The 23,296-nt window shown below is 61.1% G+C and carries 17 protein-coding genes and 1 pseudogene; 9 read left to right on the top strand and 9 right to left on the bottom strand.

Annotation, left to right across the window (positions count from 1 at the left end; translation table 11 throughout):
* Nucleotides 1-29 precede the first annotated feature (29 nt).
* From PseuLF5_RS12945 to PseuLF5_RS12955, 3 genes are all read left to right on the top strand, one after another.
* Nucleotides 30-2,903, top strand: a complete 2,874-nt coding sequence (locus tag PseuLF5_RS12945) for a putative bifunctional diguanylate cyclase/phosphodiesterase (RefSeq protein ID WP_186743841.1) — start codon at nucleotides 30-32, stop codon at nucleotides 2,901-2,903.
* Between the two features lie 127 nt (nucleotides 2,904-3,030).
* Complete coding sequence (gene hexR, locus PseuLF5_RS12950) at nucleotides 3,031-3,897, top strand: transcriptional regulator HexR (RefSeq protein WP_007962240.1); 867 nt, start codon at nucleotides 3,031-3,033, stop codon at nucleotides 3,895-3,897.
* Nucleotides 3,898-4,139: 242 nt separating this feature from the next.
* Complete coding sequence (locus tag PseuLF5_RS12955; RefSeq protein ID WP_123469998.1) at nucleotides 4,140-4,352, top strand: PA3496 family putative envelope integrity protein; 213 nt, start codon at nucleotides 4,140-4,142, stop codon at nucleotides 4,350-4,352.
* Here PseuLF5_RS12955 and PseuLF5_RS12960 read toward each other — a convergent pair.
* A complete protein-coding gene (locus PseuLF5_RS12960) occupies nucleotides 4,294-5,256 on the bottom strand; it encodes a LysR family transcriptional regulator (protein WP_123469996.1) in 963 nt (320 codons plus the stop codon). The genes PseuLF5_RS12955 and PseuLF5_RS12960 overlap by 59 nt on opposite strands.
* A 190-nt stretch (nucleotides 5,257-5,446) precedes the next feature.
* Here PseuLF5_RS12960 and PseuLF5_RS12965 point away from each other — a divergent pair, with 190 nt between their 5' ends.
* Nucleotides 5,447-6,862, top strand: coding sequence for an acetyl-CoA carboxylase biotin carboxylase subunit (locus tag PseuLF5_RS12965; protein WP_123469995.1), 1,416 nt, complete (start codon nucleotides 5,447-5,449; stop codon nucleotides 6,860-6,862).
* Nucleotides 6,863-6,960: 98 nt separating this feature from the next.
* Nucleotides 6,961-8,769: a sodium-extruding oxaloacetate decarboxylase subunit alpha gene (oadA, locus tag PseuLF5_RS12970; RefSeq protein WP_123469993.1), complete on the top strand. Its 1,809-nt coding sequence runs from the start codon at nucleotides 6,961-6,963 to the stop codon at nucleotides 8,767-8,769.
* Nucleotides 8,770-8,940: 171 nt separating this feature from the next.
* On the opposite strand, the gene PseuLF5_RS12975 is transcribed toward oadA, so the two are convergent.
* Both PseuLF5_RS12975 and PseuLF5_RS12980 read right to left on the bottom strand, forming a co-directional pair.
* Nucleotides 8,941-11,190: an autotransporter outer membrane beta-barrel domain-containing protein gene (locus PseuLF5_RS12975; protein WP_340133705.1), complete on the bottom strand. Its 2,250-nt coding sequence runs from the start codon at nucleotides 11,188-11,190 to the stop codon at nucleotides 8,941-8,943.
* A 198-nt stretch (nucleotides 11,191-11,388) separates the two neighbouring features.
* On the bottom strand, nucleotides 11,389-14,346 hold the full coding sequence (locus tag PseuLF5_RS12980; RefSeq protein ID WP_340133706.1) for an autotransporter outer membrane beta-barrel domain-containing protein: 2,958 nt from the start codon (nucleotides 14,344-14,346) through the stop codon (nucleotides 11,389-11,391).
* A 166-nt stretch (nucleotides 14,347-14,512) separates the two neighbouring features.
* Between PseuLF5_RS12980 and PseuLF5_RS12985 the strand changes: the two are divergent.
* A pseudogene (locus PseuLF5_RS12985) lies at nucleotides 14,513-14,704 on the top strand (type II toxin-antitoxin system HipA family toxin); the annotation flags it as partial.
* Complete coding sequence (locus PseuLF5_RS12990) at nucleotides 14,701-14,979, top strand: helix-turn-helix domain-containing protein (protein WP_128613606.1); 279 nt, start codon at nucleotides 14,701-14,703, stop codon at nucleotides 14,977-14,979. The pseudogene PseuLF5_RS12985 and the gene PseuLF5_RS12990, both read left to right, overlap by 4 nt.
* A gap of 32 nt (nucleotides 14,980-15,011) precedes the next feature.
* On the opposite strand, the gene PseuLF5_RS12995 is transcribed toward PseuLF5_RS12990, so the two are convergent.
* Nucleotides 15,012-15,848 carry an amino acid ABC transporter permease gene (locus PseuLF5_RS12995; protein WP_340133707.1) on the bottom strand — a complete coding sequence of 279 codons (837 nt, stop codon included), beginning with the start codon at nucleotides 15,846-15,848 and terminating at the stop codon, nucleotides 15,012-15,014.
* Nucleotides 15,845-16,666 (bottom strand): ABC transporter substrate-binding protein, encoded by an 822-nt coding sequence (locus PseuLF5_RS13000; RefSeq protein WP_128613607.1) that lies wholly within the window; start codon nucleotides 16,664-16,666, stop codon nucleotides 15,845-15,847. Before PseuLF5_RS13000 ends, PseuLF5_RS12995 begins: the two co-directional genes overlap by 4 nt.
* Nucleotides 16,667-16,779: 113 nt before the next feature.
* On the opposite strand from PseuLF5_RS13000, the gene PseuLF5_RS13005 reads away from it, so the two are divergent.
* Nucleotides 16,780-17,679 (top strand): homocysteine S-methyltransferase family protein, encoded by a 900-nt coding sequence (locus tag PseuLF5_RS13005; protein WP_128613608.1) that lies wholly within the window; start codon nucleotides 16,780-16,782, stop codon nucleotides 17,677-17,679.
* 100 nt (nucleotides 17,680-17,779) lie between these two features.
* On the opposite strand, the gene PseuLF5_RS13010 is transcribed toward PseuLF5_RS13005, so the two are convergent.
* Genes PseuLF5_RS13010 through PseuLF5_RS13020 form a run of 3 tightly spaced genes read right to left on the bottom strand, consistent with a single transcriptional unit; the run spans nucleotide 17,780 to nucleotide 19,544 of the window.
* Nucleotides 17,780-18,451, bottom strand: coding sequence for a GNAT family N-acetyltransferase (locus PseuLF5_RS13010; protein WP_128613609.1), 672 nt, complete (start codon nucleotides 18,449-18,451; stop codon nucleotides 17,780-17,782).
* Nucleotides 18,452-18,463: 12 nt separating this feature from the next.
* Nucleotides 18,464-18,910, bottom strand: coding sequence for a GNAT family N-acetyltransferase (locus PseuLF5_RS13015; RefSeq protein WP_128613610.1), 447 nt, complete (start codon nucleotides 18,908-18,910; stop codon nucleotides 18,464-18,466).
* A gap of 10 nt (nucleotides 18,911-18,920) precedes the next feature.
* On the bottom strand, nucleotides 18,921-19,544 hold the full coding sequence (locus PseuLF5_RS13020; protein WP_123469976.1) for an FMN-binding negative transcriptional regulator: 624 nt from the start codon (nucleotides 19,542-19,544) through the stop codon (nucleotides 18,921-18,923).
* Between the two features lie 92 nt (nucleotides 19,545-19,636).
* Between PseuLF5_RS13020 and pdxR the strand changes: the two genes are divergently transcribed.
* Nucleotides 19,637-21,190 (top strand): MocR-like pyridoxine biosynthesis transcription factor PdxR, encoded by a 1,554-nt coding sequence (pdxR, locus tag PseuLF5_RS13025; protein WP_340133708.1) that lies wholly within the window; start codon nucleotides 19,637-19,639, stop codon nucleotides 21,188-21,190.
* Here pdxR and PseuLF5_RS13030 read toward each other — a convergent pair.
* Nucleotides 21,147-23,249, bottom strand: a complete 2,103-nt coding sequence (locus tag PseuLF5_RS13030; RefSeq protein WP_340133709.1) for a hypothetical protein — start codon at nucleotides 23,247-23,249, stop codon at nucleotides 21,147-21,149. The two genes, pdxR and PseuLF5_RS13030, sit on opposite strands and share 44 nt — an antisense overlap.
* Nucleotides 23,250-23,296: the final 47 nt, after the last annotated feature.

Here is a 23,296-nt window from a genome sequence, read left to right on the forward strand (position 1 = left end):
CCCCCCTTATAAGAACAAGAACGTTGCCCATGACCCTCAGCTCCGAACTGTCGGGCCCCTCTGTGGAACCCCGGGTTATCCGCAAGCACTATGCCGTCGAAATGGCGGTGGAGCGCACGCGCCTGCTGTACCAGGGCTCTCTGTTGCCCACCCTGTTCATGTTGATCAATGGTCTGGTCTGCGCCGCTTTGCTCTGGAGCCCGCAGCGCTACTTCGTGGTCAGTGTCTGGCTGGTGTGGTTGCTGTCGCTGGTGGCGTTGCGCGTGATTCAAGTGGCGGCGTTCGATTCGGCGATACCCAATCGCCAGGCCCAGCCGATCTGGTTCCGCATGTTCCTGCTCGGCTCGACCATGACCGGCCTGACCCTGGCTGGCGCTGGCATTGCCCTGGTGCCGGCCGACAACTTCATGCAGCAGGCCTGGGTGTTCGGCCTGATCGGTGCCGCGACATTGTCGGCCAGTGTCGCCTATGCGGTGAGCCTGCCGGCGTTTCTGTCGTTTACCTTGCCGTGCCTGCTGCCGGCGATCGGCTATCTGTTCTGGGGCGGCGACGAGCAGGCGCGCGGCTGGGGCTGGCTGGGCCTGATTCTGCTCGGCTCGCTGAGCGTGGTGGCGTGGCAGGTCAATCGCCTGATTGACCGTGGTTTGCTGCGGCGCTTTCAGAATCAGCACCTGATCGAACATCTTCAGCAGACGCAGTCGCGCAGCGAACAACTCAATCAGGAGCTGGCGCGGGAAATCGAGCAACGGCGTTGCGCCGAAGGCCAGTTGCGCGAAGCGCAGGTCGACCTGGAAGACCGCGTCGCTCAGCGCAGCCGCGAGCTGGACGCCGCCAATCAGGCCCTGAGCAAAAGCGAAGCGCGCCTGGCGCTGGCGCTGAAGGCCAGCGAGCTGGGGTTGTGGGACTGGAACCTGCAGACCGACGAGGTTCATCACACGCAGATTCAGGAGCTGTTCGGCCTCGCCCCGGAATACGTCACGGCCATCCTGCGCGACCTCAAGCCACGCCTGCACCCGGAGGATGTGCCGTCGCTCAAGCACGCCTTGGTCGAGCATTTGAAGGGCCGCACCGAGGACTATCAGATCGAATACCGCGTGCGCCACGGCGATGGTCACTGGGTGTGGATCGAAGACCGTGGCCGCGCCGTTGAACGCAGCGAGAGCGGGCAAGTGATCCGCATGGTCGGCACCCGCCGCGACATCAGTGCCAGCAAAAGCCTCGAAGAGCAGCAGCGCCTGGCGGCGACGGTGTTCGAAGCGGCCAGCGAAGGCATTGTGATCCTCGACCCGAACTACGCGCTGATCGCGATCAATCAGGCCTTCAGCCGGGTGACCGGTTACGACATCGACGACATGCTCGGGCGCAATGTCGTCGAGTTGCCGTGCAGCCGCGATGCCCGTCGGCATTACGTCGCGATCCGCCATGCGCTGGAGCAGCATGGCAGTTGGCAAGGTGAACTGGTGGAAACCCGCAAGAACGGCGAGTTGTATCCACAGTGGCTGCAACTCAATGCAGTGCGCGACAGTCGGGGCAACGTCAGTCATATCGTCGGCTTCTTCGCCGATCTTTCGGCGCGGCGCGAATCCGAAGAGCGCATGCGTTACCTGACGCACTACGATGAACTCACCGGACTGGCCAACCGCTCGCTGTTTCGCGAGCGCCTGCACGAAGCCCACCAACGGGTCCGGCAGGGCGGACGGCGCAGTCTGGCGTTGCTGCACATCAATCTGGATCGTTTCAAATTGCTCAACGACAGCCTCGGCCATGAGATCGCTGACCAGTTGCTGCAAAAAATGTCCCGGCGGCTGGTCAATGCCTTGCCGGAAGCGGACACGATTGCGCGGTTGTCCGGTGACGAATTCGCGGTGCTGTTCGACGCCTACGGCAACCTGTCGAGCCTGGCGCGGGTCGCCACGCGGTTGTCGAGCAAGCTGCGTCTGCCGCTGACCGTCGAAGGGCATGAACTGGTGGTCAGCGCCTCGATGGGCATCAGTATGCTGCCGGACAACGCCCGTGAAATTTCCGCGCTGGTCAGTCAGTCGAACATGGCCATGCAACATGCCAAGCATCTGGGCGGCAACAATTTCCAATTCTACACCGACAGCCTGCAGGCCAGCACCCTTGAGCGTCTGCAACTGGAGAACCAGTTGCGCAAAGCCATCGAAGACAAGCAACTGAAGGTGTTCTATCAGCCGAAGTTGTGCCTGGCGACAGGTCGGCTGAATGCGGCTGAGGCTCTGGTGCGCTGGGAACATCCGATTCTGGGGCAGGTACCGCCAGGCGATTTCATCGGGCTGGCCGAAGAAACCGGGTTGATCGGCCCCATCGGCGAGTTCGTCCTGCGTCAGGCGTGTTGGCAGGCGTGCGAATGGCAGCGCGAGGGCCTGGAAGCGATCCGCGTGTCGGTGAACCTGTCGGTGCATCAACTGCGTCAGGGCAAACTGGTCAGCCTGGTGCGGCAGGTGTTGGAGGAGACCGGTCTGGCGCCGCATTTTCTCGAGCTGGAATTGACCGAAAGCCAGTTGCTCGACAGCGTTGAACACATCATTGCGACGTTCCAGCAACTGCGTGATCTGGGGGTGAAACTGGCCATCGACGACTTCGGCACCGGGTATTCGTCGTTGAGTTATCTGAAACGGATTCCGGTGGATTACGTGAAGATCGATCAGGCGTTCATTCGCGGCCTGGGCGAGGGCAGTGAGGATGCGGCGATCACCCGCGCGATCATTGCCATGGCCCACGGACTGTCGTTGAAGGTGGTGGCCGAAGGAGTCGAACGGCCGGAGCAACTGACGTTTTTGCGGGCCGAGGGCTGCGACGAGGTGCAGGGCTATCTGATCAGTCGTCCGGTAGAAGCTGCCGCGCTGGCCGGGCTTTTGCGTGAGCAGGCAAAACCGTTTTAAGTGCTACATGCGCGTCATCACGCCCAATACGGGGACATTGAGTTACGCATTGAGCAGGCAAAAAGCCAATTCATGTAGTATAACTACAAGCGTGCTACATCCTTGCCCATAAGAAGAGTCCAGCCCCTTGAATCTGCTGCAACACATCGCCCAGTCACGTCACCTGTTACGCAAGTCGGAGCTCAAGGTCGCCGACCACGTGCTGCTTGACCCTGCGGCCGTGATGCACAGTTCCATGGCCGATCTGGCCCACAGCGTCGGCATCAGTGAACCGACCATCGTGCGCTTCTGTCGCGCCATCGGTTGTTCAGGTTTTCAGGATCTGAAACTGAAACTGGCGCAGAGCCTGGCTGCCGGTGCCAGTTTTGGTCAGTTCGCGATCCATGAGGACGACTCGGTCGCCGACTACAGCCTGAAGATCTTCGACACCACGCTGCACACCCTGATGGAGGTTCGCGAGAAGCTTGATCCGGTGGAGTTGCAGCGCGCGGTGACGCTGATGTCTCAGGCGCAGCGTGTCGAGTTCTATGGCTTTGGTGCGTCGGGCGCGGTGGCGGCGGATGCGCAGCACAAGTTCTTCCGTTTGCTGCTGACGGCGGCGGCGTACTCCGACCCGCACATGCAGGCGATGTCGGCGGTGACGTTGAAGCCGACCGACGTGGCGATCTGCATTTCCCAGTCCGGGCGCTCCAAGGATCTGCTGATCACCGCCAACCTCGTTCGCGAGAGTGGCGCTTCGCTGATCACCCTGTGCCCAAGCCAGACGCCGTTGGCCGAACTGTCGACCGTCAACCTGGCGATTGATGTGCACGAAGACACCGAGATCTACACGCCGCTGACCTCGCGCATTGCGCATCTGGTGGTGATCGACGTGTTGGCGATGGGCGTGGCGATGGCGCGCGGGCCGAGCCTGGTCAATCACCTGAAGAGCGTCAAGCGCAGTCTGCGCAGCTTGCGCTTGTCGCCAAAAGCCGTAAAAGCGCTGGATGACTGAAGTCATCTAAGGTCGTTCCGAACTTAATCGCGAGCAGGCTTGCTCCCACAGGGGATCTTCTGTTGTGGACACAAATTTTGTGTCACACCGAGATCAAATGTGGAAGCGAGCCTGCTCGCGAAGGCGTCCTCAGAAACACCACAACCCTGCGCAAGTTTCATCGCACTGTCATCCCCGCGCAGCCAAACCGTCATCCCTCACGCCTATCGTGAAACTCCCGTACTCGCCTTGGGAGACTCGAAATGGCTCAGCCCTACGAAGAACGCAACAGCGCCGCGAAAACCCGTCGTCAACAGGAAGACCAGCGCCGCATGGAATTCCGTCGCGCCATCGAAGATCGCTTCGAACTTCGTCAGCTTCAAAGCGAAATCAGCGATTTTCCCGAGGACATTGAAATCAACTACTGGCAGGCCGTACCGGCAACTTCCCGTCGAAGCGCTCAACCAGCGCGCTGATCTGCACCCGTTCGCTGCGGATAAACGCCAGGAAGGCGTGCGCCACCGGTGACAGCCGTTTGGCCTTGGCTTGCACCAGGCACCAGCTACGGAACAGCGGCAACTCCTCGACCGGCAACTCCACCAGGCCGCCGGTCGCCAACTCCAGGTTCAGGGCGTGGCGCGTCAATAGCGCCAGGCCCAGACCCGCCACCACGCATTCGCGCTGGGCTTCGGCCGAGGCCACTTCCTGAGTCTGGGTGAAGTGCACGCGTTTCTCCTTGAAGTAGTCCTCGCAGGCCATTCGCGTGCCCGAACCCGGTTCGCGGATTAGCAGTGTGTAGGGTTCAAGGTCCTGCAAACGCAGCGGCCCCATATGCGCCAGCGGATGATCCGGGCGCGCCACGGCGACAATCGGGTTGTTCAGAAAGGGCAGAAACTCCAGGCCCATGTCCTGCGGCACCATTGACATGATCACCAGATCGTCGCGGTTGTCCGAGAGGCGGCGGATCACCTGGCCACGGTTGACCACGGTCAGTTGCAGGTTCACTTCCGGGTGCTGGCGCTTGAAGGCGGCGAACAGGTGCGGCACGAAGTATTTGGCGCTGGATTCCACCGCCAGCTTCAGTTGGCCTTGCAGCGAGCCCTGCATGTCCGACAGCTGCATGTCGAGGTTTTCCAGGCGACCGAAGATGTCCCGGCTGGCCCGCTGCAGGGCTTCGGCAGCCTCGGTCATGTAGAGTTTTTTGCCGACATAATCGAATAATGGCTGGCCGATCAACTCTTCCAACTGACGAATCTGTAGGCTGACGGCCGGTTGTGTGAGCGACATTTCTTCAGCCGCACGGCTGTAAGAACGCAAATCACACACTTCGTTGAAGATCTGCAACTGGCGTAATGTCATACGCATCAAGGACTTACGCATTTCTTATAGGCTCTGACGGCAGGCTGATGGTTTAACTATAAGTCTTTGCTTATGCCTGACCCAATTTTTATTCATTTTTGTTAATCCCTTGTGAGCGCTAGTGTGGGGCTGCGACTAAATTGAAACATTTGGTCACGCGTCGACCTGGGTCTAGCAGGTCGTGGTGCCACCGGCTCAAGGGAACCTCCAAGTGATAACAAAGATCCTGATCGCCAACCGTGGTGAGATTGCCGTAAGAATCGTGCGAGCCTGCGCCGAAATGGGCATTCGCTCGGTTGCGATTTTTTCCGACGCCGACCGCCATGCCTTGCATGTGAAGCGTGCGGACGAAGCCCACAGCATCGGTGCCGAGCCACTGGCCGGTTACCTGAACCCGCGCAAGCTGGTGAACCTGGCGGTGGAAACCGGTTGCGATGCATTGCACCCCGGTTACGGCTTCCTCTCGGAAAATGCCGAGTTGGCAGACATCTGCGCCGAACGCGGGATTAAATTCATCGGCCCGTCGGCAGAAGTCATTCGCCGCATGGGCGACAAGACCGAAGCCCGGCGCAGCATGATCAAGGCCGGCGTACCGGTCACCCCGGGCACCGAAGGCAACGTGGCCGACATCAATGAAGCCTTGGCCGAGGGCGACCGCATCGGTTACCCGGTCATGCTCAAGGCCACCTCCGGTGGTGGCGGGCGCGGCATCCGTCGCTGCAACAGCCGCGAAGAACTCGAACAGAATTTCCCTCGGGTGATTTCCGAAGCGACCAAGGCCTTCGGTTCGGCGGAAGTGTTCCTGGAAAAATGTATCGTTAATCCGAAACACATCGAAGCGCAGATCCTCGGCGACAGCTTCGGCAACGTCGTGCACCTGTTCGAGCGTGACTGCTCGATCCAGCGCCGCAACCAGAAGCTGATCGAGATTGCCCCGAGCCCGCAACTGACCCCCGAACAGCGCGCCTACATCGGCGACCTGTCGGTGCGCGCAGCCAAGGCTGTGGGCTACGAGAACGCCGGCACCGTGGAGTTCCTGCTCGCCGAGGGCGAGGTGTACTTCATGGAGATGAACACCCGGGTGCAGGTGGAACACACCATCACCGAAGAAATCACCGGGATCGACATCGTTCGTGAGCAGATCCGCATCGCCTCCGGCCTGCCGCTGTCAGTGAAGCAGGAAGACATCCAGCACCGTGGCTTCGCGCTGCAGTTTCGGATCAACGCCGAAGACCCGAAGAACAACTTCCTGCCAAGCTTCGGCAAGATCACTCGCTACTACGCTCCCGGCGGCCCCGGCGTGCGCACCGACACGGCGATCTACACCGGCTACACCATTCCGCCGTTCTACGACTCGATGTGCCTGAAACTGGTGGTCTGGGCGCTGACCTGGGAAGAGGCGATGGACCGTGGCCTGCGCGCCCTCGACGACATGCGTCTGCAAGGGGTGAAGACCACCGCCGCGTATTACCAGGAAATCCTGCGCAATCCGGAATTCCGTAGCGGCCAGTTCAATACCAGCTTCGTTGAAAGCCATCCTGAACTGACCAACTACTCGATCAAGCGCAAACCCGAAGAGCTGGCCCTGGCCATCGCCGCCGCCATCGCCGCCCACGCAGGCCTATAAATGCAGCTGCGAGCTGTCAGCGACAAGCTTCAAGTGAGAGCGACTCGGCTTTTTCTTGCAGCTCGTAGCTTGAAGCTTGCCGCTATGAGGAGATACCAATGACTAAGAAGATCTTCGTTACCGACACCATCCTGCGCGACGCTCACCAATCGCTGCTCGCCACCCGCATGCGCACCGAAGACATGCTGCCGATCTGCGACAAGCTCGACAAAGTCGGCTACTGGTCGCTGGAATGCTGGGGCGGTGCGACGTTCGACGCCTGCGTACGTTTTCTGAAAGAAGACCCGTGGGAACGCCTGCGCCAACTGCGCTCCGCGCTGCCCAATACCCGTCTGCAAATGCTTCTGCGCGGGCAGAACCTGCTGGGCTACCGCCACTACAGCGACGATGTGGTCAAAGCCTTCGTCGCCAAGGCCGCGGTCAATGGCATCGACGTGTTCCGCATCTTCGATGCGATGAACGACGTGCGTAACCTGCGCGTGGCGATCGAGGCGGTGAAGGCTGCCGGCAAACATGCGCAAGGCACCATCGCCTACACTACCAGCCCGGTGCACACCATCGACGCGTTCGTGGCGCAAGCCAAGCAGATGGAAGCCATGGGTTGCGACTCGGTGGCAATCAAGGACATGGCCGGCCTGCTGACGCCGTACGCCACCGGCGAACTGGTCCGCGCGTTGAAAGCCGAGCAGTCGCTGCCGGTGTTCATCCACTCCCACGACACGGCCGGCCTCGCCGCAATGTGCCAGCTCAAGGCGATCGAAAACGGCGCCGACCACATCGACACCGCGATCTCCAGCTTTGCCTCGGGCACCAGCCACCCAGGCACCGAGTCAATGGTTGCTGCGCTCAAGGGCACCGAGTACGACACCGGTCTGAACCTCGAATTGCTGCAAGAGATCGGCCTGTACTTCTACGCCGTGCGCAAGAAGTACCACCAGTTCGAAAGCGAATTCACCGCCGTCGACACTCGCGTGCAAGTCAACCAGGTGCCGGGCGGGATGATCTCCAACCTCGCCAACCAGTTGAAAGAACAGGGTGCTCTCAACCGCATGGCCGAAGTGCTGGCGGAAATCCCGCGGGTGCGTGAAGACCTCGGCTTCCCGCCGCTGGTGACCCCGACCTCGCAGATCGTCGGCACCCAGGCGTTCTTCAACGTGTTGGCCGGCGAGCGTTACAAGACCATCACCAACGAAGTGAAGCTTTACCTGCAAGGCGGCTATGGCAAAGCGCCGGGCGTGGTCAACGAACAGCTGCGTCGTCAGGCTATCGGCAGTGAAGAGGTGATCGACGTACGTCCGGCCGATCTGCTCAAGCCGGAAATGACCAAGCTGCGGGCCGACATCGGCGCGCTGGCGAAGTCCGAAGAAGACGTGCTGACTTTCGCCATGTTCCCGGACATCGGGCGCAAGTTCCTCGAAGAGCGTGCCGCCGGCACCCTCGTTCCGGAAGTGCTGTTGCCGATTCCTGAGGCCGGTGGTGTGGCGAAGGCTGGCGGCGAAGGCGTGCCGACCGAGTTCGTCATCGACGTCCACGGCGAGACTTACCGCGTCGACATCACCGGTGTCGGGGTGAAGGCCGAAGGCAAGCGTCACTTCTACCTGTCCATCGACGGCATGCCGGAAGAAGTGGTGTTCGAACCGCTCAACGAATTCGTCAGCGGTGGCAGCAGCAAACGCAAGCAGGCGTCGGCCCCGGGCCACGTCAGCACCACCATGCCGGGCAACATCGTCGATGTGCTGGTCAAGGAAGGCGACACCGTCAAGGCCGGCCAGGCCGTACTGATCACCGAAGCGATGAAGATGGAGACCGAAGTGCAGGCCGCCGTTGCCGGCAAGGTAACCGCCATCCATGTTGCCAAGGGCGACCGCGTCAACCCGGGCGAAATCCTGATCGAGATCGAAGGCTGAGATAACGGCCACGATCAAACGCTTTAAACCTCGGGGGGGCATGGTGCTCCCCTTTTTTTTGCCTGAACACAACGCTCACCTGTAGGGCGGCCGCAGACTGCAAACCTTTGACTTTGATTTTTTAAACCAGATTAAAAGACCGCAGCCTGTGGCAGCACTACCGATCGAGTTTTAGAACGCCATGCGCCATTGACCGACGACGCCGTGAGTGCGGCTGTCGGTACCCATTTCACCGGTGACGCCTACGCCCAGCGTGTGGTTGGCGGAAAGCCCGAGGTCGAGGCCGGCATCCACGGACAGGCTGTTACGATCCAGCGCCGCACCGGCAATATCAAAACGTTTGCCGCCCTTGACCAGTTGTTGGCGGGTATCGTTTTCGATCTCGCCAAAGGTGTGTTTCCAGCCGGTGCTCAGGCGCGGTGTCAGACGCATGCCGTTGTCGAGGAAGCTGGTTTTGGCAACGCGAACCCCGAAGGTGCTACTGAGGTTAGCGCGCGTCTGGCCGAAGACTCTCAGCGCCGCATCGCCACCCTTTTCGCTATAGCTGTCGCGTTGGTAGCGTTGAAAACCGAGGCCGGCGAACGGCTCGAGCGTCACGTTGTTGCGGCCAAGATTGAAGCCCAGTTCGGCAAAGGCTTGCTGGGTATTGACGTCGTAGGCGCCTTTGAGGCGATCACTGAAATCATTGAACGCCACGCGTCGTTTGCTGCTGCCGGCATGGCTTGCGTAGGTGGCGCCCAGGCGCAGTGCCATCGGTCCGTCCTGACGCACGGCATAAGCACCGAGGTGCCAGCTGTCGAGGTCGCCGTCGTATTGACGGGCGTCGAGTTTTGTCTGGGATTTCCCGCCGATCAGTCCGACGTGCCATTGCTCATCGAGACGCCAGTCAGCACCGATGACCAGGCCTTGGGTCGCGTGCTTCAGGGCGCTGTCAGCGTCATGATCAACCTTGCCGCCATGGCCGAGCGCCTGAACCCAGACTCTGCCGGTATCAGCCGCGCCAGCGGCCTGGCGCGGCGAACTGGCGGAGCCATGGGTTGTGCCCGAGCGGGTGTTCAGCTGGTGCATGGCCGAGAGCATGCTTTTGCTCACGGGAGTGAGGCTGCTGAGTGTCGCCTTGGCGAGGTTGGCGTTGCTGCTGCCGGCGAGCTGTTCAATGGCGATCGGGGCGGACGCGCGGGTGCTACTCACGAGCGCTTGCACGGCGGTGTTGAGGGTTGCCGTCATCGGCGTATCAACGCTGCGCGCCAACGCCTGGCCACTGGCGGACTCCGCCAGTCGTTCGAGTGCCAGATCGTTGCGTTTGTACGTTAACGCTACGGCAGTGTCAGTGTACGAAAGCGTTGGCGTCAGGAAGGCCAGGTTAGTGCTGACCCGGCCGAATTCGCCTTCGATTTTTCCTGCAAACAGAATGGGGTGAGTGGCACTGTTGGCGTAGTCGCCGGGGGCGGCAAAAACCTGAACGCTGGCATTTGCCAGCGTTGCTGTGCCTTCTACCAGAACGGGGGTCGAAAACTGGTCAGCCGTCACTCCGTAGGAGTAAGTCGCGGTTTCGGTGAATTCCAGGTTGCCTTTGACGATTGGCGAACCGATTTCGGTATTGGCGACCAGTGCGCCTTGGACATATAAGTTGGAGACTTTGCCGTTCCCGCCGTACACGGCGGATTCGTCGACATAGGCATCGCCTTCAATCGAGCCGTTGTTCATCAGGCTGGCACCGGCCTGGACCTCGGCCGATCCCTGGAACTCATCGTGCAATTGCCATTTCCCTCGCGCGACACGTAGACCGGCAAAATTTGCGGTTGCCCCGATCTCTCCGCCTTCGGAAGCGTTCAGCAGTAATCCGTTCTTGCCTGCGCCGCCGTCGAGCCGGCCCTCCCATCGGGCGCCGTTGTTGATAACAAGCAAGTCGTCCGCCTCACCGAGTTGCAACGAAACGCCTTCAACGTTTTCAAGTGCTTGCGAGATAAACGAGATCTGAGTGGTGTAGGCATTCTGAAATTCGTCGAACGAATCTTCATCCAGCTCTGCTATCTCTGTTTCTCCAGTCTCAGGCTCGGGGAATTCGAGAAACTCATAGAAGGCGTCATCGAACTCGACAACCGCTTTGGCCGCTTCGACCACTGGCAATCGCGTTATCGCGTCTTCACGCGGCTCATTGATGGCTGGACGGGTATGCTCCATCGGGCCGATAAAATCCGGAATCTCAAAGAGATCGACGAAGGGCTCCGGTTGCTCGATGGCTGCATCAGGCAGGGCGGGGGCAACCTTTTTGGGGAGCCTTTTACGTGTTTTGGTTCCTTCTGCAGCGGTGACAACAGGTTCTTCTGCCTGTTGAGCGACGGAGCTCTCCACGCAGCAAACGGTCAGTGCAATCGCTAACGCCAGATGTTTCGGTTTGAATGTGTGTTGAACGGGCATCAAGTACGGCCTCTTTTGACAGGAGGCCAAACTCTAGGGAGATACCGCAAACTTCGATGTCGGCTGCTTCCCACGGAATTGCAGGGGACATCGGATCATTCTGTAGAAATTCACCGCCTGAGTCGGAACCGTTGTTTTTACGCGGTTCTGCCGATCCCTTTTCCTACAAGTAAACGGGACGACGCCTGCTAGCAAATATCAAAAACTCATTTGCCACTGCCCGATCAAACCGTGGTTGCGACTGTTGTTGCCCAACTCGCCGCTGTACCCCAGCCCCAGCGTATGCCGCGCAGAGACGGCCACGTCGAGGCCGGCTTCGAGCAGCAGGCTGTCGCGATCCAGTGCGCTGCCATCGACATTAAACGCAGTGCCGCCGGTCACGAACGCCTGACGCGTCGAACTGCTGACATCGCCGTACGTGTGCTTCCAGCCGAGAGCCATGCGTGGGGTCACGCTCATGCCGTTGTCCAGGCTGCTCAGGTGCGCCAGACGCAGACCGAGGCTGCTGCTGAAGTTGTCCTGGCTCTGGCTGTCGACCTGCAGCGCGGCGGCGCCGCCCTTTTCCTTGTAGCTGTCGCGGTGGTAGCGCTGGTAGCCGAGGCTGGCATACGGTTCGGCGCTGAGGCGACCGCTGCCCATGGCGTAACCGAGTTCGGCGAAGGCTTGCTGGCTGTCGGCGTCGTAGTCGCCTTTGGGCCGGTCGCTGAAACCGTTGAAGGCGATGGTGCGTTTGCTTTCGCCCTGATGGCCGCTGTAGGCCGCCCCCAGACGCAGCGACATCGGGCCATTTTGATGCAATGCATATACACCGGCGTGCCAGCTCTCGACGTTGCCGTCGACGCCGGTCGCGTCCAGATCGGTTTTCGAATAACCGCCCAGTACACCCAGGCGCCACGCCGGATTCAGCGACCAGTCGGCGCCGAGCACGCTGCCCTTGGTGCGTTGTTCGAGACCACTGCTGCCCTGTTCGCCGTCAAGCTTGCCGTAGCCACCGATGCCTTGCAGCCAGAGTCGGCCGCGAGCGTTCGGGTCATTCAGGTTGCGCGCCTCGGACGGCACGCCGTTGGCCGCCAGCACCGGCGTGTCGCGTTGATCGAGGCTGACCAGCAGTCCCGGGCTGCCGCCCATCTGCTGCAGCGCCGAGAGCATGCTGTTGCCGACCTGACTGCTGGCGCCAAGTGTGGCGCTGGTCAGGTTGGCGTTGCTGGCGCCGGCGAGTTGCTCGACGGCCGCGCTGGCGGTGCTTTGCGTGGTGTTGAGCAAGGCGTTGTACAGCGCCGTTTGCGTGCCCAGCGAGGCCAGGCTGTTGGCGGCGTTGCGGCCGTTGCCGGTGGCGGCGAATTCGCTGAATGCCACGTCGTTGCGGGTGTACGTCAGATCGACCTGCGTCGGCGTGTAGGCGAGGGTCGGCGTCAGGAACGCATAGTCGCTGGTGACCTGGCCGAAACGGCCGTTGACCTGCGCCGCTTGCAGCACGGTGTAATGATTCTGCCACGCCCAGGTGCCGCTGCCGGGCTTGACCGCCAGTGTTGCACCGTTCAGGTTGGCCGTGCCGCCGACCTGCACCGGCGCACTGCTGCCGTCGGCGTTGACGCCGTAGGCGAGGGTGGCGTCGCTGCCCAGGTTCAAGTCATGCACGATGGTTGCGCGGCCGAGCCGGGTGTCAGTACGCAGGGTGCCGTTGACGGTGAGGCTGCCGACCGAGCCGCCACCGGCATACACACCGCCGGTATCGACGGTCAGATTGCCGGCAATACCGCCCTGGTTGATCAGCGTCGCGCCATTGCGCACTGCGCCGCCGTCGCTGAAGTCATCATGGCCGGTCAGCGTCCACGCGCCTTGCCTGACCTCCAGCCACTCGAAGTTGCGACTGCTGCCGAAGTTGCCACCCGCCGGGTCATCCATCACCACCCGGTCATAACCGCTGCCACCGTCGACCACGCCGATGAAGCGGCTGCCGCTGCGCAAGGTCAGGTTGTCATTGCCGCCGCCCAGATCCAGCGCCAGGCCATTGCTGCCGCTGAAGGTGCCGCCGTTGATGACGTTGTCGGCGAACTCGCCGACAAACTTCACACCGAAACCGTCGAGGCCCTGGATGCTGCCGAAGTTTTCCAGCGTGGTTGCCGCCAACCCGGAACCGCCGCTGCCGTCGTCCACCAGAATCGCGCTGTTGGCGCCACTGATCAGCGCGCCGCTGGCATTGAGGATGTAACCGCCGCCCAGTGCGATGCCTTCACTGCCATTGGCGAAACCGCCCTTGTCCACGCCGCCGGCGCCGACGCCTTGGAGGGTGCCGTAGTTTTCGATGTGGGCGATCTTGTCGATGTCCACACCGTCGCCGTCACCATTGGCTTGCAGCCCGGAATAGGCCCCGGTGATGGTGCCGTGGTTGATCACCGTGCCATCGCCGTCGGAGCCGAAGCCCGAGCCATTGCGCCCGGTGATCTGCCCGTAGTTGATCAGCGTCGCGCCAAGGTCGGTGGTGATGCCGTGACGGCCACCGGAAATCACCCCGTAGTTGGTGATGCTGACACCGGTGGCGGAATCAATGTCGATGCCGTCGAACTTCTCGTCGGCGTTGTGCGAATCCCCGGTGGAGATCTCGCCGTAGTTGCTGATGGTCGCATGGGCGCCGGTTTTCATGCCGTCGCTGGCATCGCCGCGGATCAATCCGCCCGCGCGGTTGATAATGGTGGTTGTTACCCCTTCGCTGCGCAGGGCATCAAGGTCCAGGCCCTGGCCGGTGGTCGAGCGAATGATGCCGCTGTTGTCGATCAGCAGGCTGCCGCTGACGAAGTTGCTGTCGACACGCAAGGCGTCGTTGGCGCCGAGAATCTGCCCGCCGCTGCGGTTGTATATCTGATAGTTACGCGCCCGGGTCAGGTCGCCGCTGCTGTCGATTGCGCGGCCACCCGTGGAGATGATTTTGCCCGCATTGTCGATCACCACGCCGACCCCGCTGGTGCTGTCTTTCAGGCTCACGGCCTTGCCGCTGTTGGTGATGCTGCCCGGCGCCGAAATCGTCAGCGTGTCACTGCCGCCGAGAGTCTGCGATGCCGTGGTGGCGGTGTCGATCTGCACGGTTTTGCCGTGAGCAGTGGTGGCCGAGATCAGCAGGGCGATGGTGAGGGACAGACGCTGAGGCGGGAACGGCATGGTCGGACGGCCTTTTTGTTATAAGCGGGCCGTTCTGTATAGCGAAGGGTTTTTACAGAATGATGTCGGTGACTGATCTGCATTATTTTGCATTCGGATCGTGCTAATAAGGATTTAATCTGCAATTTGTTGCAGATTCAGGGAGGGCTGTCAGGCGTTAAATGCTGAACCCAATGACCCATTGGCAGCGCTATGTGATGCGCCAGCGCTTTTCGAACGATTGCGCGAAGATGCCAAACGTCTGGCGGCGCTGCCCGACATACTGACGGCCAGTGGTTTGCCCGACAGAACCATGAACCACCCAGGCATTCATCTGAAAAATCTGGAGCAACGCTTGAAAGAGTGGGATCTGCAATGACCATGACGGTTGCCGAGCGCACTGTGCTCATCGAAAGCATTCAAGAGGCGCTGGCCCAGGGGACGCTGGAGATCGGTGAGGCCGTTCGCCGTTTGCGCGTGGAAGTGACCGGTCTGCATCAGACCCAGTTTGCGAAGATGTGCAAAATATCGGTGCGCACGCTGGTCCATATCGAACACGGTGAGGGCAATCAGACACTTAAATCGTTGAACGCAGTGTTTCGTCCGTTTGGACTGAAAATGGGCGTTGTGCGGGTGCGCCGAGAGATCAATTAAAACCCGACGCTGCCCGCAATGTTCCGATCGCCCTAGCTGCGACGCACGTAAGCCTTGCCGTAGTGCCGTTCCATCCGCGCCTGAATCAGCTCCAGCCCGATCGACATCAGCCAGTAAATGATCGCTGCGGTCGTCAGCATTTCGATGTAGCGGTAGCTTGAGCGCCCATAGGATTGCGCCAGAAACATCACTTCCCAGACCCCCATCACCGAAATCAGTGACGAGTCCTTGAGCATCGAGATGAATTGGTTGGTCGTGGGCGGAATGATCGTGCGCATGGCTTGCGGCAGGGTGATCCGCCAGAAAATCACCGTCTCGCGCATCCCCAATGCCAGCGACGCTTCGCGCTGGCCGTGATCGACACCGAGGATACCGGCGCGGAAGATTTCGCTCAGATAGGCGCCGTAGTTCAGCGACAAGGCGATGATGCCGGCCACAATCGCGCCGGGCACGATACCCAGTTGCGGCAAGCCCAGGTAGATCAGCAGGATCTGGATGAGCAGTGGCGTGCCGCGAAAGAACGAGGTGTAAAAACTGGCGATGCCGAACGCCACGGCGCTTTTCGACAGGCGTGCCAGTGCCGTGATGAAGCCCAGCAGCGACGAGGCGACGATCGAGCACAGACAGAGGAAAAGCGTCAGCGCCGCCCCTTGCAGAAAACCGTTGGGCGCCAGGTGCAGGCCGACCAGATTGGGCAGTTTGTCGAGGATGATCGAGAACTTCAGGTCGAAGCTCAGGAAGAACCCGGCGAACAGGCAGAACAGCGCTGCCCAGGTCAGGTACAGCCGCGTACGGAAACCGAATATGCGTTGCAGGCGTGATTCAGCCACCGGTTGCGGTGGCTGTGGAGGTGTCGGGAAAGCAGTCATTGGCTGATATCGGCGCCGATCCATTTTTGCGACAGTTGGCTCAGGGTGCCGTCCTGTTTCAGTTGCGCGAAGACCTCGCGAACTTTGGCATCCCATTGCGCGTCGCCCTTTTCGATGGCCACCGAATTCGGTTCCGAGTATAGCGCCGGCCCCGCCAGCTTGAAGCGTTTGTCTTGGTTCAGGCGCGGCTGTGCGGTGACGAGGTTGGTGAGAATCGCATCCAGGCGCACGCCGGCGCCCAGCCCCAAGTCCTGGAAGGCGACGTTATCGGTGTCGTACGGCGCGATCTGCACATCGTCGAACGGGTACTGCAACTGCGTGTCTTCGGCACCTTCGATCACCAGGTTCTTGTTCAGATAGCTTTCGTAGCTGGAGGCGCTGGTGAGGCCGACCTTTTTGCCACTCAGATCCTTGGCGTCGTGGATGCGCTCATCCTTGGCATTGACCACGATCACCGCCGGCGAAGCGTAGTACTCGACGGGGAAATCGAACACTTCGGCGCGGGCCTTGCTCGGCGTCATCGAACAGATGCAGATGTCGTAGCGCCCGCTCCAGCGGCCGGCGGCAATGACGTCCCAGGACGGCGTTTCGAGTCGCAACTTGACCCCCAGTTTTTCCGCCACAGCCTTGGCGACATCCACGTCGAAGCCGTCGAGTTGGTTCTGGTCATTGAGGAACGAGAACGGTGGATAGCTTTCCATCAGCACGCCGACCAGCTCTTTCTTTTGCTCGATACGGTCCAGGGTGGCACCGCCAAACGCTTGCGTGGAGGCGGCCAGAATCGTCAGGCCCAGGGCCAGTAGCGGTTGAAATTTCACAGTCGATCCCTGAGCAAAAAAGAGGTTGTTATTAACCGAATGGTGCGTATTAAATAGTTATAAGAACGACTCCGATAGTGAGTTATTTTCATAAGCATATGAGTGAAAAGCATATGGGCGCAGCAAGCACGATTATTCTCGATGGCGGCATGGGCCGTGAGTTGCAGCGCGCCGGTGCGCCATTTCGTCAGCCGGAGTGGTCGGCGCTGGCGTTGAGCGAGGCGCCTCAAGCGGTCGAAGCGGTGCATGCCGCTTATATCGCCAGTGGCGCCAATGTGATTACCACCAACAGTTACGCCGTGGTGCCGTTCCATATTGGCGAAGAACGCTTCGCCGCTGAAGGGCAGGCGCTGGCCGCGTTGGCCGGTGAGCTGGCGCAACGTGCGGTGCAAGCCTCGGGGAAATCCGTGCGGGTGGCCGGTTCATTGCCACCGCTGTTTGGCTCGTATCGGCCGGATCTGTTCAACGCCGACCGAGTGACCGAGTTGCTGGCGCCATTGGTCAATGGCCTGGCACCGCACGTGGATCTGTGGCTGGCGGAAACCCAGAGTTCGCTGGCCGAGGCGCGAGCGATCCATGCGGGGTTGCCGAAGGACGGCAAAGCGTTCTGGCTGTCGTTCACCTTGCAGGATGAAGACACCGATGAAGTGCCTCGTCTGCGTTCCGGTGAGCCTGTGGCCGAAGCGGCCGCGGTGGCGGCCGAATTGGGCGTCGAGACGTTGTTGTTCAATTGCAGTCAGCCGGAAGTGATCGGTGCCGCGATTGATGCGGCGCGCGCCACCTTCGAGCGTCTGGGGGTGAAGATTCACATTGGTGCGTATGCCAATGCGTTTCCGCCGCAGCCAAAAGAGGCAACCGCCAATGACGGACTTGATCCGTTGCGCGATGACCTGGATCCACCGGGTTACTTGCACTGGGCGATTGACTGGCAGCAGCGTGGCGCCAGCCATTTGGGCGGTTGCTGCGGGATCGGCCCGGAGCACATTGCGGTGCTTGCGCAAAAGCTGGGCTGACAGCCAATCAAAAGATCGCAGCCTGCGGCTGCTCCTGCATGGGATTCAAATGCACCCCTGCAGGCGCTGTCGCGGGCTGCGATCGTTTGTTTTCAAGCGATCAGGAACGGCATTCCACCAAGCCTTTTACCTGCCCGTCTGGCGTCTGATTTTCATCCGCCAGCCACTGCTCGAACCCTGCCGCGATCGCCGGCCACTCTCCATCCAGAATCGAATACCACGCGGTGTCGCGGTTGTGGCCCTTGACCACCATGTGCTGACGGAACACGCCTTCGAAGCTGAAGCCCAGGCGCTCGGCAGCGTATCTGGAGCGGGCGTTGCTGTTGTTGCACTTCCATTCGAGGCGGCGATAACCCAGCTCGAAGGAATACTTGGCCAGCAGGAAAACCGCCTCGGTGCTTTTCGGTGAACGCTGCATCGGCGCACCGAAGGTGACGTGGCCGATTTCGATGCGGCCCTGGGCCGGGACGATTGACATCAGGCTGAGGAGACCTTGCACCTGACCGCTGGCGCGATCAACGACGCTGAAGAAGTACGGGTCGCTGGCGGCCGCGTGGTTGTTCAGCCATGCGTCGAACGCTGTGCGCTCCGGGAATGGGCCGTAGGGTAAATAATCCCAGAGTTTGGGGTCGGCACCGGGGCCTTCGAGGGCGGCGAACAGTTGGTCACCGTGGCGCGCCGGGTCGAGTCTTTCCAGGCGAATGAAGCGGCCCTCGAGCAGGGTGGCGGTGGGGGCGGGGACGCCTTTCCAGTCAGCGAGTGAAGCGGTCATGCGTGCGTCTCCTTAAAGGGCTTTGCGAAACTGGATGAAGCCCGGGCGTTCGGCGATGCGCTCGTAGAGCTGGATCGCGGTGGCGTTGGTTTCATGGGTCAGCCAGTGGACTTTGCAGCAACCGTCGGCCTTGGCCGTGGCGTAGACGTGTTCGATCAGCAGACGACCGACGCCGGTGCCGCGGACTTGCGGCACCACCAGCAAGTCCTGCAGGTAGCAGGAGTTTTCGATGCTCCAGTTCGAACGATGATAAATGTAATGCACCATGCCCACCGCCTTGCCGTCGGCCCAGGCCAATGCCGCGTGGGTGGGTTCGCCCGGGTCGAGAAAGCGCTGCCAGGTGCTTTGCGTCACCGTGTCCGGCAGTTCGGTGTTGTAGAACCTCAGGTAAGCCTGCCACAGCGGCAGCCACGCGGCGTGATCGCCAGCGGTGACGGGGCGTATCTCGATCTGACTCATGGTGATTTCCTTAGCGCATCAGTTGGGCGAGGGTTTGATCGTTGACTTCGGGACTGGCGGCCAGGCCTTCGCGCACGCCGGCGATATCGTCAGCGCTGCGGTTCTGGCTGAGCTTGCGCTTGCCTTCGAGGCGGTCGACGGGAATGGCAAAACCGACGATGGCCTTGAGCATGCCGTCGATGTAATCGGCCGGCGCGTCGGCCACCGACCAGGGTTGTGCGCGGCCAGCCTCATGGCGGTCGGTGAGGGTGCTGACGATGTCGAGCAGGCGTCCGCCGTCGCTGAAGGTTTCGGCGCGGCCGTAGGCGTGCACGGCGACATAATTCCAGGTCGGCACGACTTTGCCGTGTTCGGCCTTGCTCGGGTAGAAGCCCGGGCTCACGTAAGCATCGGCGCCGGCAAAGATCAGCATGGCCTCGGCACCGTCGCGCAGGTCTTTCCACTGGGGATTGGCTTTGGCCAGGTGTCCGTACAGCGTACCGAACTCACCCTGTTCGCGATGCAGCAGCACCGGTACATGGCTGGCTTGCAGGCCGTTGGCGCCGTGGCTCACCAGAATGGCGAGGCGGGTGGCGAGGATCAGTTCGTGCAGTTGCGACAGCTCGTCGATGGCAAAGGCTTTGGGCGTGTACATGGCGAGATTTTCCTTGGCGAATGCCAGCATCGTAGGCAGGCTATTGGACTGTTGTAAGAGCCATTACCGGCCAATTTCACAGGTCCATTGCCATGTCCGTTTCGCCGCCGCTGTCCATGCCATTCAATCCTGCCGGTATCGAGCTGGATCGCCGCCAGGGCTTGAGCCGTCAGCTCTACCAGGCCCTGCGTCTGCGGGTACTCGATGGCCGGCTGGCCAGCGGCACGCGTTTGCCGGCGAGCCGGGATCTGGCGTCAGCACTGGGGATTTCCCGCAACAGTGTGGTGCGGGCCTACGATCAGCTGTATGCCGAAGGCTTTATTGAAGGACGAGTCGGCGACGGTACCTACGTGGCGCAACTGGCTCAGTCGCTGAGCTCGGCAAAAAAACTATCCACAAAAGTATCCACAGGGTTGTCAACAGACTTACCCACAGCCTTATCCACAAATTGGCTGGATTTGCCTGTGGTTTCATCCAGTAAAGTTATCCACAGCGCGACATTTTCGCGCCTCGAAAAGAACCATTTACCGCGTCCGCCCAGTGGTCCGCCGCGTGCATTTCGCGTGGGTGTGCCGGCGTTCGATCTGTTTCCCTTCGAGGTCTGGGCCAAGCTGAACGCGGCTTTCTGGCGCAAACCGGATCTTCAGCAGCTGTGCTACGGCGACCCGGCCGGCGATGCGCGTTTGCGCGGGATGATTGCCGCTTATTTGCGCAGCTCCCGTGGCATGCAGTGTTCGGCTGAACAAATTGTGATCACCAGTGGCGCCCAGCAGGGCATCAGTCTTTGTGCACAGTTGCTGGTAGAGCCGGGCGACGGTGTCGCGATCGAGAATCCCGGCTATCGCGCGGCGGGTCATGCGTTCGCTGTGGCCGGGGCGCAATTGCACGGCGTGGCGGTGGACAGTGAGGGCATCGACTGTGCGGCGATGGCCGGGCTCAGCGATTGTCGCGTGGCTTACGTGACGCCCTCCCATCAATACCCGACCGGCGTAGTGATGAGCCTGGCGAGGCGTCTGGAGTTGCTGGCGTGGGCCGAACGCAACCAGGGCTGGATCGTCGAGGATGACTATGACGGCGAGTACCGTTACACCGGCGCGCCTTTGGCGCCCTTGGCAGCACTCGATCGTCAGGGCCGCGTGTTGTACGTCGGTACCTTTGGCAAAGTCGCATTTCCGGCGTTGCGCCTTGGTTATCTGGTCTTGCCTCCCGGGCTGGTGGACGCGTTCTCGCAACGCCGGGCGGTGGATGTCCGGCATTCCGAGGTGAGTACTCAAGCGGTGATGGCCGAATTCATGGCCGCCGGGCATTTCCAGCGACACATCCGGCGCATGCGCCGCGCCGCGCTCAACCGCCGCAATACGCTGCTCGATGGCTGGCCGTCGGGCATTCCCGGGGTGGGTGCGCTGCCGGCGGTCTCGGCCGGGCTGCACCTGACGGTGGCGGTGGAGAGCATCGCGCGCGAGCAGCAGTTGGTCGAGCAGGCGGCACGCGCGGATGTGGAGATCAACGGTTTGAGCAGCTATTGGTTGCCCGACTCGACGACGCCAGCCGATCGCCGCGCCGGTCTGGTGCTGGGCTTCGCCGCCGTTCCGGAGCCGGCCATCAGAGCGGCACTGATGCGCCTGCGCCAGGCGTGGCTGGGGTGAAAAACAGGCTTTGCGCCAGCGGGTTGCTGATTTCGCTGCGGTAGATTGCGATCAGGTCCTGAGTGCTGTTGCCTTGCCGATAGAACGCGCCTCCCAGCCGCCGTTGCCGGACGGTTTTCATGTGTGCCGCGGTGAAGCGGCCAACCGCGTCAGCGCCTTTCGCGTAATGGAAATGCGCGTACCACAACACCTTGCCGGCTTTTGCATCGCGCACTTCATATTCATCCAGAAAGTCTTTGGCTCGCCCTTTGAGCCGGCGGCGTTTGACGGTTTGCGTGATCTTCACTTCGTTTTTGTGCCGGAGCCATTCCACGCGGGCCGCGGTCGGCGGTTGTTGTTTGATCATCTGAATACGCGCGTTCGTACCCTTTGCGTACAGGGCTGTCGCGGCTTCGCTCAGGGCGTGACCGAGGGCTTGCGTCGGCCGCTTTGAGTCGACGGTCTGATTGCTGGCCGTCAGCGCCTCGTCGATCGCTTCGCCGGCATTGCGTAAACGGGCGGCGTGCTGATGGTAGATTTCTTCGATCTCCACCGGAATGCGTTGCGCCCGATTGATGAGCGCCTCGGTACGTCGCCGGAACAGCGCCAGTCCGTCGATCAGGGCCTGACCGGCCTCGACGCTTTTCGCAAGATTGGGAGTGGTTCTGGCTGGCGTCGGTTTCGGCGAAAGGTGTTCGACCCACTCGCCGGGGGATTTCTCATGGAAGGTCGCGATGACCCCCGTCAGCTCGCCTCGTACTGCCACCAGATGAGCGGAATCTGCCTCTGTGCCGGTCACCGGTTCGCCGACGAGGGTGCCCTTGAATCTGGTTTTGATGATCTTGCGGCTCCATGAGACCGTCGGTTTCGACGGGTCAGGTATTGGCTCCAGCAAATGTTTGTTGCGCAGCAGGTCGGCCAGTCGTTCGTCCGTGCGCACCTTGAACTCAAGCGTGCGCGCACGCACGTGGTTCAGCCGGTCGTTGTCGAGCTGCTCAGGGAATTCGGCGGCAAAATCGACGAAGCGCTGATCGACCGAAGCAAATTGCTCGGAAAGATTGCTCAGGGTTTCGGTCCGCTCGCGCAGGTTGGTCAGGCTTTCGTCGGTGGTCAGATTCAGTGAACTCTGAATATTCAGGGCGGCGTCTTCGATCAGGGCTTCGAGCATCTGCCGGGCGTCGGCGTGAATCGCTGACGTGCCGGGTCGGACGCAGATTTCCTGGCCGAGACTGATCTGCAACAACTTCATGTTGTCCAGATTGTAATCGGGCACGCCCTTGCGATATTTGCTGACCCGCTCGACGCCCTCTTTGCCGAGCCGTTGCAATTCTTCGAGCCGCGACTCGACCGCTTCCATTTTCTCGATGATGCCTTGGGTCTGCCCGGTCATGCGTTCGCAGGCCAGGATAAACGCCAACGATTCGGTGTCGGGGTTGGCGGCCATCATGTCCATCGTTGACTTGACGCTGACTTGATAGGTCGCGGAGTGTTCGTTGAGCCACTCCAGTATCAGGAATATCTGCATTTCCAGACGTTGAATCATCAGCCCGCGAAAGGCCGGCTCGGGCTCTATCAGCTCCAGGGCCTTGAGCTTCTCGATCATGGCCCCGTACTCCCGACTTTGCGCGTCGAGGACATCAAGGTATGGCTGGCGTTGCCCCTCACGGGCCTCGGGCAATGCTTCTTGCAGCGCGGCGCGCGCGGCCAGGAGACGGGTACGTTTGTCCGGCATGGTCAGGTCGAACGCTTCGATTTCCGTGTTCAGTGCCTTGGCTTGCGCCTGCCGTCTTTCCCGGGCTTCTCGCTGGCGCCTGCTCAGGCCGCCACCGCGTAGGCGCAAGCGCAGGTCGATGATCCATTGGCCATTGACGGTGCGGGCCAGCACCGGGCCGGCGCGAGGTGGCTGCTGGCGCGAGTCGATCACCTGAATGTCTTCGTTGTCGTTGATCTGCACTTCAAACCAGCGCTGGCCGACGGGCGCGTACCATTTCGTACCGTGGGCATACAGCGATCTGTATGGCCCTGAGCTGTGGGGCGTGCCGAGGTCTTCGGGCCGGGTGACTTTGAAACGGTCGAGCAAGGATGCCAGCGCTGTCGGTGAGCGTTTCAAAGCCGCAGGGGTGTTGA

The organism is Pseudomonas sp. LF-5, assembly GCF_037626295.1.
GTDB lineage: Bacteria > Pseudomonadota > Gammaproteobacteria > Pseudomonadales > Pseudomonadaceae > Aquipseudomonas > Aquipseudomonas monsensis.